This window comes from Pseudomonas sp. ZT5P21, from assembly GCF_054897785.1.
Window position 1 is genome coordinate 3,739,118 of record NZ_CM142705.1, and the last position, 17,268, is coordinate 3,756,385.

Annotated in this window: 12 protein-coding genes; 5 read left to right on the forward strand and 7 right to left on the reverse strand. The window is 55.8% G+C overall.

The annotated features are described in order from the left end of the window. Positions 1–84: 84 nt before the first annotated feature. Together ACYZT9_RS17320 and ACYZT9_RS17325 are read right to left on the reverse strand one after the other, a co-directional pair. Positions 85–1,137 (reverse strand): ADP-ribosylglycohydrolase family protein, encoded by a 1,053-nt coding sequence (locus ACYZT9_RS17320; RefSeq protein WP_462006643.1) that lies wholly within the window; start codon positions 1,135–1,137, stop codon positions 85–87. A gap of 11 nt (positions 1,138–1,148) precedes the next feature. Next, positions 1,149–1,406 carry a hypothetical protein gene (locus ACYZT9_RS17325; RefSeq protein WP_047227874.1) on the reverse strand — a complete coding sequence of 86 codons (258 nt, stop codon included), beginning with the start codon at positions 1,404–1,406 and terminating at the stop codon, positions 1,149–1,151. Positions 1,407–1,525: 119 nt separating this feature from the next. On the opposite strand from ACYZT9_RS17325, the gene ACYZT9_RS17330 reads away from it, so the two are divergent. Beyond that, entirely contained in the window at positions 1,526–2,398 is an 873-nt protein-coding gene (locus ACYZT9_RS17330; RefSeq protein WP_010463608.1) for a WYL domain-containing protein, read from the forward strand. A 156-nt stretch (positions 2,399–2,554) separates the two neighbouring features. Here ACYZT9_RS17330 and ACYZT9_RS17335 read toward each other — a convergent pair whose 3' ends face one another. From ACYZT9_RS17335 to ACYZT9_RS17355, 5 genes are all read right to left on the reverse strand, one after another. Beyond that, the gene (locus ACYZT9_RS17335; protein ID WP_462006644.1) at positions 2,555–4,183 is read right to left on the reverse strand and encodes a GTPase; all 1,629 of its coding nucleotides are present in this window, start codon (positions 4,181–4,183) and stop codon (positions 2,555–2,557) included. Then, entirely contained in the window at positions 4,170–6,029 is a 1,860-nt protein-coding gene (locus ACYZT9_RS17340) for a P-loop NTPase family protein (protein ID WP_462006645.1), read from the reverse strand. The genes ACYZT9_RS17335 and ACYZT9_RS17340 overlap by 14 nt, the downstream gene beginning before the upstream one ends. Before the next feature lie 6 nt (positions 6,030–6,035). Next, positions 6,036–6,500 carry a hypothetical protein gene (locus tag ACYZT9_RS17345; protein ID WP_047227872.1) on the reverse strand — a complete coding sequence of 155 codons (465 nt, stop codon included), beginning with the start codon at positions 6,498–6,500 and terminating at the stop codon, positions 6,036–6,038. A 12-nt stretch (positions 6,501–6,512) separates the two neighbouring features. Beyond that, positions 6,513–7,379 (reverse strand): GTPase, encoded by an 867-nt coding sequence (locus ACYZT9_RS17350; protein ID WP_052915314.1) that lies wholly within the window; start codon positions 7,377–7,379, stop codon positions 6,513–6,515. Positions 7,380–7,956: 577 nt separating this feature from the next. Then, on the reverse strand, positions 7,957–9,231 hold the full coding sequence (locus ACYZT9_RS17355) for a DUF445 domain-containing protein (RefSeq protein ID WP_462006646.1): 1,275 nt from the start codon (positions 9,229–9,231) through the stop codon (positions 7,957–7,959). A 314-nt stretch (positions 9,232–9,545) separates the two neighbouring features. On the opposite strand from ACYZT9_RS17355, the gene ACYZT9_RS17360 reads away from it, so the two are divergent. From ACYZT9_RS17360 to ACYZT9_RS17375, 4 genes are all read left to right on the forward strand, one after another. Continuing rightward, the gene (locus tag ACYZT9_RS17360) at positions 9,546–10,196 is read left to right on the forward strand and encodes a HEPN domain-containing protein (protein ID WP_047227870.1); all 651 of its coding nucleotides are present in this window, start codon (positions 9,546–9,548) and stop codon (positions 10,194–10,196) included. A gap of 30 nt (positions 10,197–10,226) precedes the next feature. Beyond that, positions 10,227–11,318, forward strand: a complete 1,092-nt coding sequence (locus tag ACYZT9_RS17365) for a helix-turn-helix transcriptional regulator (protein ID WP_460112233.1) — start codon at positions 10,227–10,229, stop codon at positions 11,316–11,318. 108 nt (positions 11,319–11,426) lie between these two features. Beyond that, positions 11,427–14,042, forward strand: coding sequence for a PD-(D/E)XK nuclease family protein (locus ACYZT9_RS17370; RefSeq protein WP_460112649.1), 2,616 nt, complete (start codon positions 11,427–11,429; stop codon positions 14,040–14,042). Positions 14,043–14,044: 2 nt separating this feature from the next. Then, positions 14,045–17,230 (forward strand): UvrD-helicase domain-containing protein, encoded by a 3,186-nt coding sequence (locus tag ACYZT9_RS17375; protein WP_462006647.1) that lies wholly within the window; start codon positions 14,045–14,047, stop codon positions 17,228–17,230. The last annotated feature ends 38 nt before the right edge of the window (positions 17,231–17,268 follow it).

The following is a 17,268-nucleotide window of genomic DNA, read 5'->3' on the forward strand; positions in this document are numbered from 1 at the left end:
AGGGCAGTCTAGCGAGTTTGCTTTGGTAAGCCTACGCAACGAATAGCTCAGTGGCGAAATGAAAATGCGTCGCCATCAGTTCCCTCACCCGCCGGGATACATCTGCTCGATCAGCTGATCGAACTCTCCGCCATACCCACAGTAATCACGCGGAACGCGCTCAATATCCTCGGCAATCTGCGCAATCACTTCGCGCAGTTCCAATTGTCCATACCACCGAGCAGGAATCGCCGCAGCGCCATACTGAACACCAAGTATGTGTCCAGTGATCAGCCCGGAGCCGTCGCTGTTGCCACCGTGATTCACCGCTGTTATGACGCCATCCTCGAACGAGCTCGCCGTCAGGGCACACCAGAGGCCAATTGCCAGCGCTTCTTCAGCGACCCAACCGCCACCGAGTTCGCCGATGCGTTGCGGGGTGGGCTTGTAGCCTTCATAGAAGAAAAACAGTACACGCTCGATAAGGCTGCGGGCTTCTTCCATGCCGGGCTTTTGCCCATATTTGGCCAGGCTTTCGCTAACTGCATGCTCGAGACTGCCCTCCCTGTCGACCATCCGCTGGAGGATGTCAGCGAACAGCCCTGCCGTCAGGTAGCCTGTAGGATGCCCGTGAGTAAGGCGCCCTGACTGGGCAGCGTAGTCAAAGGCGTTAGCAAAGAATGCAAAGGGAGCAACGCGCATCAAGGCGTCGCAGCCCTTGCTGTTGTTCTCGGCGACAGCACCAAGCCGCTGGGTGGCCTTGAGGGCCGTGAGACATGTGGTGCCAGGGGCGCGGCGAGACCAGAGTTCTCGCTGTTCGATCAACCACCCGTCCCTGCTGACAAGTATCGCAGTAGGGTAATCCTGGGTCATCAGCCAGCGCAGCAACGCATGGTGGATAATGCTGGGAACGTGGCAAATCCCTCGCGAACTACTTCGCACATAAGCCCGCAGCAAGCCTTCGGCCGTGAATAGCATCATCTGCGTGTTGTCGGTGATGACACCGGAGATACCGAAAGCAGGGGCAAAATCAACGATACCCTGCGAACCGAACTTAGCTTCGATTGCAGGCCATTCGAGGAACTCCACCGGGGCACCCAACGCATCGCCGACTGCACCGCCCAGTAGGCAACCTTTGATCCGTTCAAGTCTGTTCATATCCTTCGCCCTTATCCCTCTGCTGGAATCAATTCCTGCAAAATCACCAGCTTTCTTTGCAGCTGCTCGATGTGCGCTTTCTCTGCGCGCAGCGCCGAGCGCAGTTCCCGGTTTTCCATTTCCCAGATCCGTGCCCAACGCGCGCTCTTTTGATAGCCAAGAGCCATTTGCCAGAGTTCACGCAACCTCAGGTACTGCAGCAGAAGCACCAGCAGGATTGCCCCCATCATCAGCAAAGCACCTGTCGAAACCGCTTCCGACATACTCATGTCCACTTCCTTCCGTGAGTTCGATAAATCTCGAAGACAGACACAAGATATGTAGTGTTAAACGACAGGTCCAGAATGTAGACTTATACAGGTAAAGTATTCACGCACATGGAGCGGTCATGAAACGCAAGCAAGACATCAAGCAGGTTCGTTGGGATCTGGCACTTCGTTATCGCTTGATCGAGACCGTCGCCTGGTGGGAAGGCCGGCTGACCACGGTGCACCTGATCCAGAGCTTCGGGATCAGTCGTCAGCAGGCGTCCAAGGACATAAACACTTACATCACCGAACATGCGCCTAAAAACCTTACATATGACAAGCAGCTAAAGGGCTACGTCCCCAGCAAACAGTTCAAGCCACTGTTCATCGACGACAGCGCCAGCGCTTATCTGCACCTGCTGAACCAGACCCATTCCCGTGCGCCGCATGTGGAAGGGTTGGCCTTGGCGTATGCCCACACCATGGTGCTAGAGGTGCCGGACCGGACGATTCGACCTGAAGTATTGCGTCCATTGCTTAAGGCATGCCGCGACAGCGAGGTTATTGAAGTCGCATACGTTTCACTCGCTAACCCGGCTCCAGAAACTCGCTTGATTGCACCACACACACTGATTTACACCGGTATGCGTTGGCATGTGCGGGCGTATTGCGAGAAGAATCGTGAATACCGGGATTTTGTGCTGAGTCGTCTGCGCGGCCAACCGGAGTTCGAACGCAAGACCGAGAACCTCATCGACGAGGATGAAGATTGGAACACCAAGGTAGCCGTGATCATCGAACCCGACTCAAGGCTCAAGCCAGAACAGAAGGCAATCATCGAAGCCGATTTCGGCATGGAGGATGGTGTGCTGGTCATTCCGACACGCCGCGCCTTGGTCAAGTATGTGTTGCAGCGTTTTCAAATCGATCCGAAAAAGCTCGACCCCAAAGCGGCGGCGCAGCAGATCGTGGTGAGGAATCTGGATGAGTTGAAGCCTTGGCTTTATGAGTGACTCAACCCTGCATTTTAATTTCGTGACGCACTGCATCACGAATTAATTGAACCTCCGAGATGGAAGAATAATAGGCGTGACTCTGGGATCTCTGGAAGCATTCGCCCCGTCCTATGTCCGGAGCGAATGTTGAGATGAGATGCGTTAATGACCAGATCAGTCTTGCGGGCGCAGTTCAATCAGTGCCTGTTCGAACAGAATTCTATCGTTCTCTGCGGCCTTGTCTTGTTGCACCAGAGCCTGGCTTTGCGCGTCGATCCACTCATCCATAGGTTTGAACACCTGCTCAACCACCAGAGTTATTTGGAACCGGTAGGCCTGACGCAAATCGTGGACAAACGAACTGGCAGAGTCGTCGATGGCTTTGGTACGACGAGCTTGCGCTGCCTTCTCCGCATTCTCTGTACGAATAGCCTGGTAGATGTCGTACAACGCCACGCCGACCTGTACCAAAGGCCCCGCCCAGCGACCCGCTGTACTGGCCCAGCGTCCCATGGTCTTGGGACCAATACCTTTGAACAGTTTGGGCAGAAACTCTTTTCCTAGCTCCAGTGCCGCTTTCACTCCCTGTTCAGTCATGTCCTTGACATTACCCATGGGGACTTTCTTCAAGGCATCCTTGATGGCTGGCGACAGGATGCTTTCACCAGCATCCTGCGGCGCATCCAGATCCGCATTCAGCATGGCGTCAGCGTGTCGGAGAGTGGACTCGGCCAATTTCTCACCGATTTCACCCAGGCTCTGCTGAGTCTTGGGCAGCTCGTACTCCAGCGTGCGCATCAGTTTGTCGCCCAGAGACTGGACAACTTCTGCCGCCCCCTCTTCCATCGCCTGGTTGGTGTCACCCCTGACTTGTCCTTCTGCTACTGAAGTAATCAGATTGACAATTGCCTGCTTTGCGCTACGACAATCGCGATCCAAGTGATCGTTCAGGCTTGCAGTCAGACGGCTGCGCTCGTTTTCAATCTGCAGTTTGGCTTTCGTCAGCGCTTCAGCCTGACGGTCATTGCCGGCCTGTACCAACCGCAAATTGGCTTGTTCGATCGCAACCACCAGATCTTTGCGACAAGCCGCGAAGATTGTCCCGGTGTCGCTTTGCTCCAGGAAGTCGCCCAGCGCCTCCTCCAGGTCAAGAATGCCGCTGGCGCCTATCAGCGGCGCCTTGTCCTCGAGTCGTCCTTTGAGGGCGCTTCTGGCATTGACCCATTGCACCGGGACCTTGTCCAGAATGTTTTCAATACCGCGCTCACTCGCCGCACGTTGCAGATGAATACGCAGGCGATCGGTGATGCCGACATAATCGCGATCGCCGACCGTAATGCCTGCCTTGTTGTTGACGATGAGCATTACCCGGCGCTCTGAGGCGACGATATCGACCAACCGCTCCCAGGTTTTCGCTTCGTCGGTGGCACCGCCTGCAGCGACCACGAACAACACCACTTCGCTATTGTGCAGTTGGTTCTCAGCCACCTCTTCATGCTCAATCGGTGCGTCGATGCCAGGTGTGTCGAGCAGCGTGTAATTGCCCCAGCGGTACTCAGTTATCGCGGCCGTTTCCGGTCGATCCGCCATCTTGGCATCTGCCCGCCCCATCAAGGCATTGAGCAGGGTACTTTTGCCAGCGTTGTAGTTGCCGTAGACCATGATTCGAGGGTGTAACTGCTCAGCCTTGGTCTGCAACCGGGCTCCCAGCTCATCACGTTGTTGTTCGGACAGCCAACGGCCCAGCGGGGTGCTGACCCGTTCATAGGTGTGGATAACCCGTGCGAAGTCAGGCAATGCCATGGGACAGCTCCTTTTCGATTTCCTGAATTTGAGTAAGCGTGTGCTGGCGCATCTCTTTTAATGCGCTGTGGAAGTTTTTCAACCAGTCGGCAATGTCGATAAAGCACAATTGGTCCAGTTGCTCATACAGGACATTCAGCCGGTTCTCGGCAAGCTCAAGCAACTGTTCGCGGGTCCCCAGTGAAACTTCGTCGCGGTTGTCGCCCACAGCCACTTCGATTTCTTCAGTGGTATTGAAGTATTCGCCCGCTGCGCCCCCAGCCTTGTTTCCCGCCCAGGCTCCAAGTGCGCCACCGATCAGGCCACCGATGACCGTCCCCACACCTGGCATAATCAAAGTGCCTAGAGCTGCCCCACCTTCAGCGCCCCCCCAGGCACCGAATCCTGCCCCGCCGGCCCTGCCGAATGACTCATTGCGGCGGGAGTCGAATTTGATCTTTTCAACGCGCTCTGAAAACTGAGGGGCCTCTCGGGCGACAGGTCCAACCGCCTGGTCGTGAATTTCAATGTTTTCGAATTTCTGGCCAATCGAATCACACAGTTCGCTGGCGTAATGCTGGAAAGCATGATCGAGCAATTTACGGCAGGCTTCAGAAAAAGCCTGATCGTTCATCGCATATTGATCGGCATACTTTTCGATCTGACCCGGTAATTCTTTTCTGAGCTGGCTCAGAATATGATCGACGCTCAGTTTCAGGTCCTTACGCGCGGCGCTCAGCCCTGTTCTGATATCAACCAGCTCTTTTTCCAGCTGATCCGTCGATTCGGCCAGCTTGATGCAGAACGCCTGCAGATTCTTCAAGGGTGTCTGGCGCTTGAGGGCGAGCCCACTGGAACGGGCTATGTTGCCAATATCTGCGGCGAAGTCGGCCAGCCCACTGTCCTGCCAGCGTTGCGCCTGCTCCTGGGGGCCACCTTCCTCGGCAAAACGCACCGAAATCGAGTGAATATTGATTTGATTCAGGAGCGATTGTGCTGATGGGTCAATCTTGGCCAGCTCCGACCCGACGTAACCAATCTGGTCATCACGATCGGATCGCGCCTTCATTACCCGTTGGTTAACCAAGTTACCCAAGTCATCAACATCCTCCTCAATCACATCGCTGCCAGTGATAAGCACCATGAGGTTTTTCTTTTTCTGGAGCAGCCCGACGACCTCATTCATATCGGAGTGCCGGCCAGGACTGCTGGAGTTGCTCAGGAATACGATCAGGTCGGCACACGCGACATAGTCGTCGGCCAACCGGCCGTTGACGCTGTTGACCGAGTGAACCCCAGGGGAATCGACCCAGGTCATGCCCGGCAACCTGAAACCCTGGATAGAGCTGGTCGCTTCCACCACGTCGACGCCAAAGCATCGCTGCTTGCTCATCAACTCTGCGGACATGGTTTCTGCAGTCCCGGTACTTTCGCGCCAGAAAAACTCGGGGCGAGGGGAAGCGCTGTCGATCAAGGCCGCGTCCGGAGCAGAGTTCCCGTAGGCGAGATAATTCCCCAGGGAGGATTTTCCAGCTTTGACCTTGCCGTAGACAAAGATCAGTAGCGAGTCATCGAAGTCCTTGCGAAACGAAGTATTGCGCTCATAGTTTTCGACATTCCTGATCCAGGCATCAAGCTGACTGTCGAGCCCCTGCTGACAGCGCTCAGCCATATCCTGCAACGGGTGACGCTGCTCAAGCGGGCTTTCACGCCAAGGCGAAGTCTTGCGCGCGTCGTCAAGCTTCTTCAGCTGAGCCTTGAGGACATTTTCCCGGCGATCGATCTGGCGTTTGACCTGATCGAACTCACCGGCAATCCCGGCGAAGACATTTAACAAATCATTTCTGTTGGCGTGGCGGTCTGTCATCGTGACTTATCCCAGCAATTCTTCTTTCAGGCGCTGAAGGCCCGTGATTTCTTTCTGAAGCGCGTGCGCCTGGACAGCTTGCTTGACCCAGATCGGGCTGAAGGTTACACCGGGGGCAATTGCCTCCAGGTGCTTCAACATGGTTTTTGGTTTGCTCGGCACCTTCTTGATTGCAAAGGCACGAAGGCTGTCAACGCTGACGTGCAACGCGCCCTGGTCGGCTCGATAGAGCACGGCGGGGTGCGTCGCAAACAAATCGTTCAGTTGGCCATCAACGTCGGCAACCAGTTGAGCCTTACGTTTTTCCAGGTCTGCCTGTTTGCGACGAGCAATGGCCTGTGCTTCGGCCTCACGGGCCTCACGGGCCTGAATGCGTCCCCGGCGTTCAGCCTCTTCTTTTTCTTCATCGTCGGAGCTGGTGAGGGCCGCAGCCACGGCGCCGATCACGGGTACCACCAAAAACCACCACATAGCAATGCTCTCTCAATCGGATTCAAGGGTTTCGTAGCGACTGATGCGTTCTCGGGTCGTGCTGACCAACTGATTCACACTCTGGCTCAACACTAGAAAAGCTTGTGATTGTTTGGCTTCGACGGCAGCAAGTGCGCGTTCACGCTTGGCGATGGCCTTATCGACAATGGCCTCCAACTTACCCAGACGCTGCTGATCTCGCGTACGGCGGACGGCGTGCAGTTCGCTTTCGGTGCGCTCGACAAATGCCTTCAAGTGCTGGTGCAGCAGGTTGATACCACTATGTTCGATAAGGGCGGGCTTTTGCTCCAACACGCCTTTGCGGTATGTCGTGAACGAGGTCGGGATCAACGTGCGAGGCGCCTTGAACAACGCCGAGAGGATGGCGCTGATTGCGTCCAGGCGATCCTGCCTTTGCTCCGACGCACTTTCGGCATGGGTCAGAACGACCAGTAAGCTGTCTTCGATATCAGGACGCCGCCGTTTCAATTCCTTAAGGAAGTTGATTTCTACGGTTTCCAGAGTGCCCGTGCCCAGGTTGTGGGCGAACAGGATAATGTCGGCAGTCGCCAAGCCACGCCAGGCGTGCTGGTCATCCTCGTTATTGGCGTCAATACCCGGAGTGTCTACGTAAGTAATCCCTCCATGGGTTAAGGTTTGCACCGTCTTAGTCGAGCGCACTGCTTTGGTTTCGAAGAATTCGTTTTCAAGATGGCCGGTCAATGCATTGAGCAGTGCGCTCTTGCCAGCGTTCATCAGACCACAGACCGCTATACGCAAAGTCCGGTCGACGGTCTTTCCCTCTTGACGCTCCTGATACAAACGCGCGAATTCAGCTGACTCGCGATTGAGCTGAATCAGCCAATTTTCAGCTGGCATGAAATGTCCTTATTGCAGTGTCGGAAGCGCTGGCGCATCCGGGATCAAACACAAGTTGCCCCCAAGTCATAACGTTCAGCGCGCACTCTAGCGCCTGAACACCTGCAACCCGGATCATCCTTCAAGCGATATCACTTTGCCATGCTTTGGTAACCTGTCAATCAAACGCAGATCTACAAGCAGCAATAAGGCGATGGGATGGACACTAAACCGGCCCCTGCCCCTTTCGCAAAAACTCGTTTTCCGCCTCCATTGACTTGTAAGACCGATACACCTCGTACCCTTTCTTGGCGATAACGACGAGGCCAACTGCGGCGAGAAAGTTTTTCAGCATGATCCATACTCCTGATTATTGGCTGGTTTGAGCATGACCATGCCTCGCGACAAATTGCGTCGCCCCGAGAAAATCCATTTTAAATCGCCGAACCCGCTGTGACGGACAGGCTGATAACTTCATTGAAGGTTCAGTCGTTGGTCGCCTCAGCCTTTTGTTTTGTCGGCCTTCGCCTGGAAATCTTTAAGCGGCAAGCTCACTGGGGATTTACACTCTTCTGAGGACCACGATTCAAAGTGCTTCTCACATCTGTAATGCAAACTCAGTCCCAAGATGAATGATCACCCCCACCAGCCCTCCCACCAATGTTCCGTTGATACGAATAAACTGAAGGTCTTTGCCCACGTGTGACTCCAGTTGCTCCACCAGTTCCTTCTCGTTCCAGGCTTCGATGCGTTCAGCGATGTAGCGGCCGATCTCTGAGCGATAGCGCTCAACCAATGGGCCCGCCATTGCCAGAATCTGGTCGTTTATCCAGCCCTGCATCAAAGCGTCTTCGCTCAATGCTTCACCAAGCTTGCGAGTACCCTCCTCCAAGCGCTGGCGCGTTGTGGAATCGCTTCGAGTAATGTCTTCCTCGAACCAGTTCACTACATCGTCGACCATGTCAGTCAGGTAACTGTGCAGTGCCGGGTGCTGAACGAGTTGAGCGCGCAGTTGCGCCGCACGCAAACGAAAAGCTGGCTCCTCCTTGAGCTTATGCACCAAGGCTCCCAACTGCTGGTCGAAATGTTTGCGCAACGGGTGTTCAGTGTCGTGGTTGACCTCGCTGATCACGTCAGAGATTCGCTCGACTAACTTTGCCGATGACCAGTTGCCGGCAACGTTGTGCAGAGGCAGTTCCTTGCCGAAAACGTTGAACCGCAAGAACTCGAACTCCGTGGCCAGAACGTCGGCGATGCGTTTTTTTGTCGCTTCGCCTTGCAGTGAAATATCGACTTGATTCAATACGGCGTCGAGTACCTCCTGTGCCCTCCCATCATCGGTGAGCACCTCCAGCAACTGACCACTCATTTTTGCCAAATCAACTTCTTCCAGGCGCGCCAGAGCAGTGCTGCGTACAAACTGGCGCACACGCTCGTCACGCAGGGCGCCAATACCATGCCCAGCCAGCTTGACGGCTAAACCCGACAAGACTGCGGCGTTGTCTTCCTTCGACAGCCATTGCGCCAACCGCCTGGCAGTATCAAATTCGCTGACCTTCTGAAGTACCTGCTCACGTGAAAGAAAGTGAGTACAAATAAAGTCCCCCAGGTTGGCGCCAATACGCGCCTTGTTGCGCGGGATGATGGCCGTGTGAGGAATAGGCAATCCCAAGGGGCGTCGGAACAGGGCAGTAACGGCAAACCAGTCGGCGATAGCGCCAACCATCGCGGCCTCGGAGAATGCTTTTATGTACCCCCCCAGCACTGGATGGGAGTGAACCAATATTAAGGCTGTGACATAGAGCGCTGCCGCCAACAAGAACAACCCGGAAGCTAATGCCTTCATCCGCGCCAACGGTGAATCGATTTTCAATATCAAAACGCCTTAAATGTAAGTAAGCAATGGAGGTCTTCGACACCCGCTTCCGCGACCATCGGCCTAAATTTTTTGTCTGGGGCCTAGATATGAGCCTGCGCTGGATGGACACGCAATGCGTCATCCAAAACACCTGCCCTATAACGTATCAGTGAATGGATACAGAACTTTATTACGTGATAGCTTATCGCCACATAGCGTCATAATGTGTCGCAGGGGGTCATTAAATGCTCAAACCCGCCCCTCATCCGCCGATAAAACCATGATCCTCAAGGTCCCGCGGATCCACTCAGCCAAAGGAAGCACCTGGAATGGATTACCAGTCACTCAAGACACGCCACCGTAACGAACGCGACGCGCACCACCCCAACCTTGCGCTACGGGTTCACCGAGCCCTGAGCTGGCTCAATCGTGCGGAACAGGCAGAGGACGTGGACGGTCGCTTCATCTTCCTATGGATCGCTTTCAACGCGGCCTATGCCACCGATATTGATGAGCACCATCGTTTGTCCGAGCAGGAGGCGTTCAAGGGCTTCCTGCAAAAACTCTGCATGTTGGACAGCGAGCACCTGATCGAGAAACTGGTGTGGTCAGAGTTCTCTGGGAGCATACGTGCGCTGCTGGATAATCCTTATGTGTTTCAAAGCTTCTGGGACTACCAGAACGGCAAAATCACTGAGGCTATGTGGGAAGAGCGTTTGCGCAGTGGCAAACGCAGCGCGCATGCAGCTCTCGCCGACCGCGATACGGCAAAGGTGCTCGGAGTGATGTTCAACCGCATCTATACCCTGCGCAACCAACTAATCCATGGCGGCGCCACCTGGGACGGCAGCGTCAATCGCACACAATTGCGTGACTGCTCCAACCTGCTGGCAAAGCTTGTGCCCCTAGTGATTCTGCTTATGCTCGACAACCCGAAAACACTTTGGGGCGATGCTTGTTATCCCGTGATCAAGTCATAACTCGCCTCTCGCCTGCACAAGGAAAATCGCGTGCCGTCAGCCAAATCGCACTCCACTATCAGCCGCCAGTGGGAACTGCTCAAACACCTACCCAAACGTGAATCAGGTATTACAGTCACCGAGTTGCTGGCACGACTGGAATCTTCCGGCTTCAAGATTAGCCGGCGCACCATTGAACGTGACTTGATTGATCTGTCGCTGGTTTTCCCGTTGCAGTGCAGCGAAAACATCACGCCACAAGCCTGGTACTGGACTCCTGGCGTAAATGTGGAATTGCAAGGCATAACGCTGACCGAAGCCTTGAGCCTTACACTGGTTGCAGACGCGATCCGCCCGTTGTTGCCCTCTAGCATGCTCAGCGTACTGGAGCCGCGCTTCGTGCATGCACGGCAGAAGCTCAAGGGATTGGAGGACGATAACCCGGCTGCCCGTTGGCTGGAGAAGGTCGCCAGTGTGCGACCGGACCTAAACCTGCAGGCGCCGGATATCGACCCACTGTTGCTGGAAACATTGCAGAAGGCGCTGATTAATGAACGTCAAGTGCAATGCCAGTATTACTCGGCACACACCGATAAACTCAGTGAACTGACACTCAATCCATTAGCCATGGTGCAGCGTGGGTTGGTGACCTATTTGATCGCCACAGCGCATCCATATACCGATGTGCGCCAGTTTGCGGTGCATCGTTTTCGCAATGTAGATCAGCTCGATAAACCCGTAGAGGGATTACAGGCATTTGACTTATGTGCGTACTTGGCCAGTGACGCCTTGCAGTTCGGCACCCCCGAAAAGATTCAGTTTCAAGCTTGGGTTAGTGAGCGTCAGGCGCGGCTGATTCGTGAGACACCATTGAGTGCGGATATGACGCTGGAGCCGTTGGAGGATGGCTTTCGAGTACGCTCGACACTGAGCAACACCTGGCAGTTGCACTGGTGGATTTTGTCCCAGGGCGACTCAATGGTGGTGGAGCAGCCGCCCGAGCTGCGGGCTCAGATTGGCAAAACACTGCATCGTGCGGCGGCAGCCTACCGGCCACTGGATTCAGTGACGGATGCAACAGATACCGTGGTTTCGCTACAAAACCTGGCAGGCGCGACACAAACCGTCGCACCAGGTTCGTAGGGTAGCGCCACGTCGCTGATCAGCAGTCTATTTTTCCCCATTGCAACAACGCGCCAATCACGGTGCGTTGAACCATCAGCGTTCACAAGGAGCGTCAACGTGTCAGAAATGCTTATCACGTTCGGCATGCAACTCGATGGTCAGCGGGCAACCCGAGCCAGTAATCGATTAGGGGTGTTGACCGTCGGGCCGCAGGGACTGCTGGATATTCTGGAGACCCAGCTTGGCCTAGTGGCACGTCAGCCTTGTGCGGCACAACGTACAGCTACGTACCGCGATTGCCTGGCGCACTGCAATAACCCACTGCGCTTCTATCATGCCAGTTTTTCCGCCGATGAATTGGGGGTGGCTGCTGCATTGCTGGCCTGGCGGGATGATTTGTATTTGCACGGTTGGGATGGGCGCGTCGATGCCGACGCCAGCCAACGTCTGAAGGACCTTGCCGAGATCGAGACACAAGCTCGCGCGCAGGTCGCCCCTTCCATGGGACAGCGCTTGGAGAATGTTGCCAAGGCGTTGGACTCTCGTCGCCCCCCGATCAAGACCGTGCTTTTGGCTGACGCTTTCGAGTTTTATCCACTGGCCTGGCAAATGGTGCTGAATCACCTGCCTAACGAGCGCCTGGAGATACCGGAGGGTACGGCGCAAGGTTTTCTGGGGCAGTTGCAAATGCAATTGCGCCAGAGCATTGCCGGTGTAGAGGTCACGCCCATTCAATGGCAAGAAGATGGCACAGTGCAAGTTGTTCAAGCGCAAACTCGAGCATTGGCCGCCAGCTGGCTGAGCCGCTCACTGGGCCAGGACACCCCCACCTTGCTGGTGACGGGTGGCGAGGGTGGTTGTCTTGATGGTCATTTTATCGGTGCCGGCCAGGCTCGCCATGGCCTCAATGGCAGCAGCAATCTGCGCCCTGCCCTGCAGGTATTGCCACTGGCCATGGAGCTGCTTTGGGCACCAGCCAACTACCCGGCACTCCTGCAGTTTTTGACCCACTCGATATGCCCGATTCGTTTGTTTGCACGTCGGCGCTTGGCAACCAAAATAGCAAGCTCACCCGGCCTCGTCGGGAGCAAGTGGGAGGATGCACTGGAGGAAATCGCAGCGCATTACGCTGCAGATGCGCCCGACGTACTTGCCTCGATTGACGTGTGGCTGAATATGCCCACTTTTACGACTGACGACGGTGTGGCGCCCAGTGAGGTGCTGGTACGTGTCGAACGGTTGCTGAAGTTTTTTAAAGCACGCCTGGGGCACCAAGAGCCCGCGCATAGATTCGCGGCTCAGGCAGGTTATGCTCAGTGTGAAGCGGCACTAGACTCCCTCAAGACCTTGCATCTTCAAGGTGTGGAGCGGTTAAAACCGCGGCAGTTGCAGCAGGTCATCGAGCAAGCCACAGCCAGCGGCGTGGATAATCCATTGCTGGCCGCACAAGTCGGCGCCTACTTGAGCGTCTCGCGTCCAGGTGCGGCCATTGAGCAAGCCGACACAGTGATCTGGTGGCACCTGAGCATGCCGGTGTTACCGCCCCTGTCGCCCTGGTCTAAGGCCGAACGCATTCAATTGGCCGATGCCGGGGTGGCGCTACCGGACGGTGCCACACTGCTGACTCAAGCAGCCCGTGACTGGCTGCGACCAGTCCTGGCAGCAAACTGCCGGCTGATACTGGTACTCGCGCCACCACGGGAGGAAAGCCACCCGCTCTGGCAAATGATCGAAGCCGTTGCGCAGCAGCCAAAGGTGCATATTCTCGAGGAGCTTCTGCATACCCCCGGCCCGCTTTGCCAAGCCCAAGTATCGGCGCCACTACCACTGCGCAAACGCTGGTGGCGCCTGCCACCCGACATCCCGATCGAGACGCCTGAGAATGCGTCTTTCTCGAGCCTCAACCTGTTGCTGTTCAACCCTTATCAATGGTTGCTGCAATACGGAGCCAAGATTCAGGCGTCCAAAAGCCAGAGCCTGAGCGACGGTTTTTTGCTCTATGGTTCGTTGACCCATCGCCTGGCTGAGCATTTTTTCACTCGGCCGGACGCGCTGAGCATGAGCACCACAGATTTTAACAGCTGGTTCTCGACCCACTTCCCCCGCGTGGTACGTGAAGAAGGCGCGGTGTTGCTGATGGAAGGACGCGGTGCCGACCTGGCAACACTGCGCCATCGTGCGCTGCGTGCTTTGACTCGACTGCGATCGCACTTACTCAATGCTGGCATCATGGTCATAACGTCTGAACAGGAGCTGGCCGGTTGTTTCGCGGGTGGCACATTGGGCGGCTCAGCTGACCTCGTATTGACCACTGCGTCAGGACATCGTGGCATCGTCGACATGAAGTGGTCGGGGGGCAAGAAGTACCCGGAGCAGCTCAAGGCAAACCGCCACCTGCAATTGGTGATTTATGCCGAGCTGCTTCGTCAGGACAACGGTTCATGGCCATCCGTAGCCTATTTCATCCTTGAGTCCGCGCGCCTGCTGACCCCGGATGACCATATCTTCAGAGATTCAGAGCAAGTGCCGGCCAATCCGCCAAGCACAATGCCTCAGCTGTGGCTCAGCTTTACCGAGGCCTGGAAGTGGCGGAAGGCGCAACAGGCAGAGGGGCGGTTTGAAGTTGCGCTGCAAGGTATTGAAGAGGATGAGGACTCGATCCCTCCCGATCAGGCGATGCTGATGGAATACCTTAACGAAGCCTACAACGACTACCTGGCCTTGGCCGGATGGGAGCAATGACAATGTCGACCACCGCACACATCATATTTATCAGTGCTGGCGCCGGCAGCGGCAAAACCCACCGGCTTACTGAAATACTGCACCAGGAGTTGCTTGATCAGCAGGTCCAGCCTTCGGGTGTGATTGCCACGACCTTTACCCGAAAAGCCGCTGCCGAGCTGCGCGAGCGGGTCCGTAGCCACCTTCTCAAGCAGGGCCAAATCAACCTAGCCACAGCCATGGGCCAAGCCCGTATCGGGACCATCAACAGTATTTGCGGGCAATTGCTTGAGCGTTTTGCATTCGAAGCAGGCATGCCACCCGAGCAACGTGTGTTGGAAGAAAACCAGGCAGCCCTGCTACTGAACAAAGCGGTTGACCGGGTCCTTGATGGTGAACGCCTGGATAATCTACTTGCCGTCGCCCGACGTCTGGGCCTTGAAGACACCAATCAACAAGGCGACTTTGCTAATACCAACTGGCGCGATGAGTTGCGCAAGCTTCTGAGTCAGTTGCGCACCAACGACATTGATCTTGAACTGTCTCGTGGTTTTGCTGCCCGAAATGCCGACGACATGCTGAAGCATTTCCCCAAACCGACCACAGCCGACTTGAACGGCGAGTTGTTGCACAGCATTCCCAAGGTATTGGATCTGTTACAGGCAGCTGGCAGCGATAAAAAGAACACTGAAGCCTACATAACGTTGCTTACCCGCTTCCACTATGAACTGCAGCATGGCAACGCGCGCTGGAGTGATTGGGCGAAACTGGCGAAGGAAGCTCCTGAGGCAAAGCTCAAGCCATTGGTAACAACCCTCTCTGAAACCATAGGCCGCTACGCCGAACACCCGGATCTACATGGCGACATCCGCGCCTACCTCGAACAGGTTTTCGGCCTGGCCATAGATGTATTGAAAGTGTACGAACACAGTAAACGTGAGTTTGGCGTGCTGGACTTTGCCGACCAGGAACACGCCTTGCTCAAGTTGCTGGACAACACAGCCGTGGCGCAAGTGCTTGAGGATGAGCTTGATCTGATCATGGTCGACGAGTTCCAGGACACCAGCCCTATGCAGTTGGCGATTTTTCTCAAGCTTTCACGCTTTGCAAAAAAGGTTTACTGGGTCGGGGATATCAAGCAGGCAATCTATGGTTTTAGGGGCAGCGACTGTGCGCTGATGCAAGCCATCCTCAAGGCTTTGCCCGATATGGGTGGCAAGAAAGAGGTATTGCCTAACTCTTGGCGGTCACGAAGCGAACTGGTCGAACTAACGAACGATGTGTTCAACAAAGCCTTCTCCAATAGCCTGGAAACAAAGGACATTGAGCTGATACCGACCCGTACGGATCAGCTACCTGGCCCAGCCTTCGCCAATTGGGTACTGGATGGCAAAAATGCCGAATTGCAAGTCAACGCATTGGCCGAGGGGATTAGCCAACTGCTGGCCAGCCGTTATCAGGTATTCGATAAAACCCGCCAGGAAGCCCGTGCGGTGCGTTTGGCCGATATTACGGTGCTTTGCTACTCCCACAGTAACGTCGCGAAAGTAACCGCCGCCCTCGCGACTCTGGGCATTCCCTGCTCCACAACCCAACCCGGGTTGCTGGCAACCGCTGAGGCAACTCTGGCACTGGCGTGTTTGCGCCGATTGAACGACCCGACCGACACCCTGGCAACGGCACAGATTATCTCGTTAACCGAAACCGAAGGGCCGGAAAGCTGGGTTGCCGAGCGCCTGCGTTACCTCAATGCCGGACACCCCAAAGCCCAGTGGCGTGAACTGAGCCTCGGCGAGTATTCGCAACACCCGCTTGTGGCGGCCGTTGCACAACTGCGCACAGATCTGCCGGTGCTGTCACCGGTAGAGGCATTGCAACGGCTGATCGCAGAGTGTGATTTACCAACGCGTGTCACCGGCTGGTCAACCTCGACAGCGCTGGCGCAAAAGCGTTTGGCCAACCTGGATGCTTTGATCGATCTGGCGCAGCAATATGAGGATCTCTGCCAAAATGGATTAGGAGCGGCATCCATCTCTGGGTTGTTGTTGTGGCTGGACGACGTCGCCAACGCCAAAAGCGATGCACTGGCCACTCCTGCGCTGGATGCCGTTCAAGTGATGACTCATCACGCCAGTAAAGGTCTGGAATGGCCGGTCGTGATTTTGATGGATCTGGCACGCGATATCAGCGACCGGTTATGGTCAGTCTCGGCTCAGTCCAATAGCGCATTCGATCCACATAAACCGTTGCATGACCGCTTTATCCGCTATTGGCCATGGCCACTGGGCAAACAGAAAGCGGTTCCGTTGAGCGAAACCTTCGAGCAGACTGCCATGGGCCAGGCGTGTCGGGCTGAAGCTGCTGAAGAAGCAAAACGCCTGCTCTACGTGAGCATGACCCGCGCCCGAGACCTGCTGGTCATTGCCCGTTCTAGTAGAAAGATCACAGGAGAGTGGCTCGACACTGTCCAGGCACCCTGGTTGATGACGCCTCCCGGGCTGTCGACTTTGAAGCTGCCGAATGGAAAAGAGTTGCGCGCCGATTGCCAAACGCTCACTGCCAGTGACTCACCTGTGCCCGTGGCGGTGATTGAGCAGCGTCTGCACTGGTTTGCCCCGGCACAAGCGATCCAGCCTCGTTTGCCACTGGGCTTCCAACCGTCCAGCAGTGGCGCTCGCACCAGCACCACAACCCGTAATACATACCGAATCGGCACTCGCATAGCCTTCCAAGGCAGCCCGGAAATGAGTGCATTGGGGACGGCCATTCATGCCAGTTTGTGCCTTTCATTCACTGACCCCAACTGCCCCCTCACCTTAGACGAAGTGCAGGACCTGTTGCAGAGCCACGCAGTGCACGAGCATGTGAATGCGAGTCAGGTCATCGCACAGCAATTGGCCTTGCACGCCTGGATCGAATCCCGCTGGCCAGAGGCCAAAGCCATGGCTGAGTATCCGGTGCAACAGTTGCTGCGCTCGGGTCAGGTGCTCAATGGTCGGATCGATCTTCTGCTGGACACAAAAGATGGCTGGGTGCTCATTGACCACAAATCCAACCCGGCGCCCGAAGCCCAATGGGAACGATTGGCCGAGGAACATGCGGGTCAGCTCGATGCTTACGCCCAAGCGATTGAGGCGGCATCGGGTCGGACTGTCATCGCCGCATGGCTCTTTCTGCCGGTGGCCGCGGGAGCGATTCAGGTTTTTTAGCCGCCGACGTGATTCCACATTCGTATAAACGACCAATC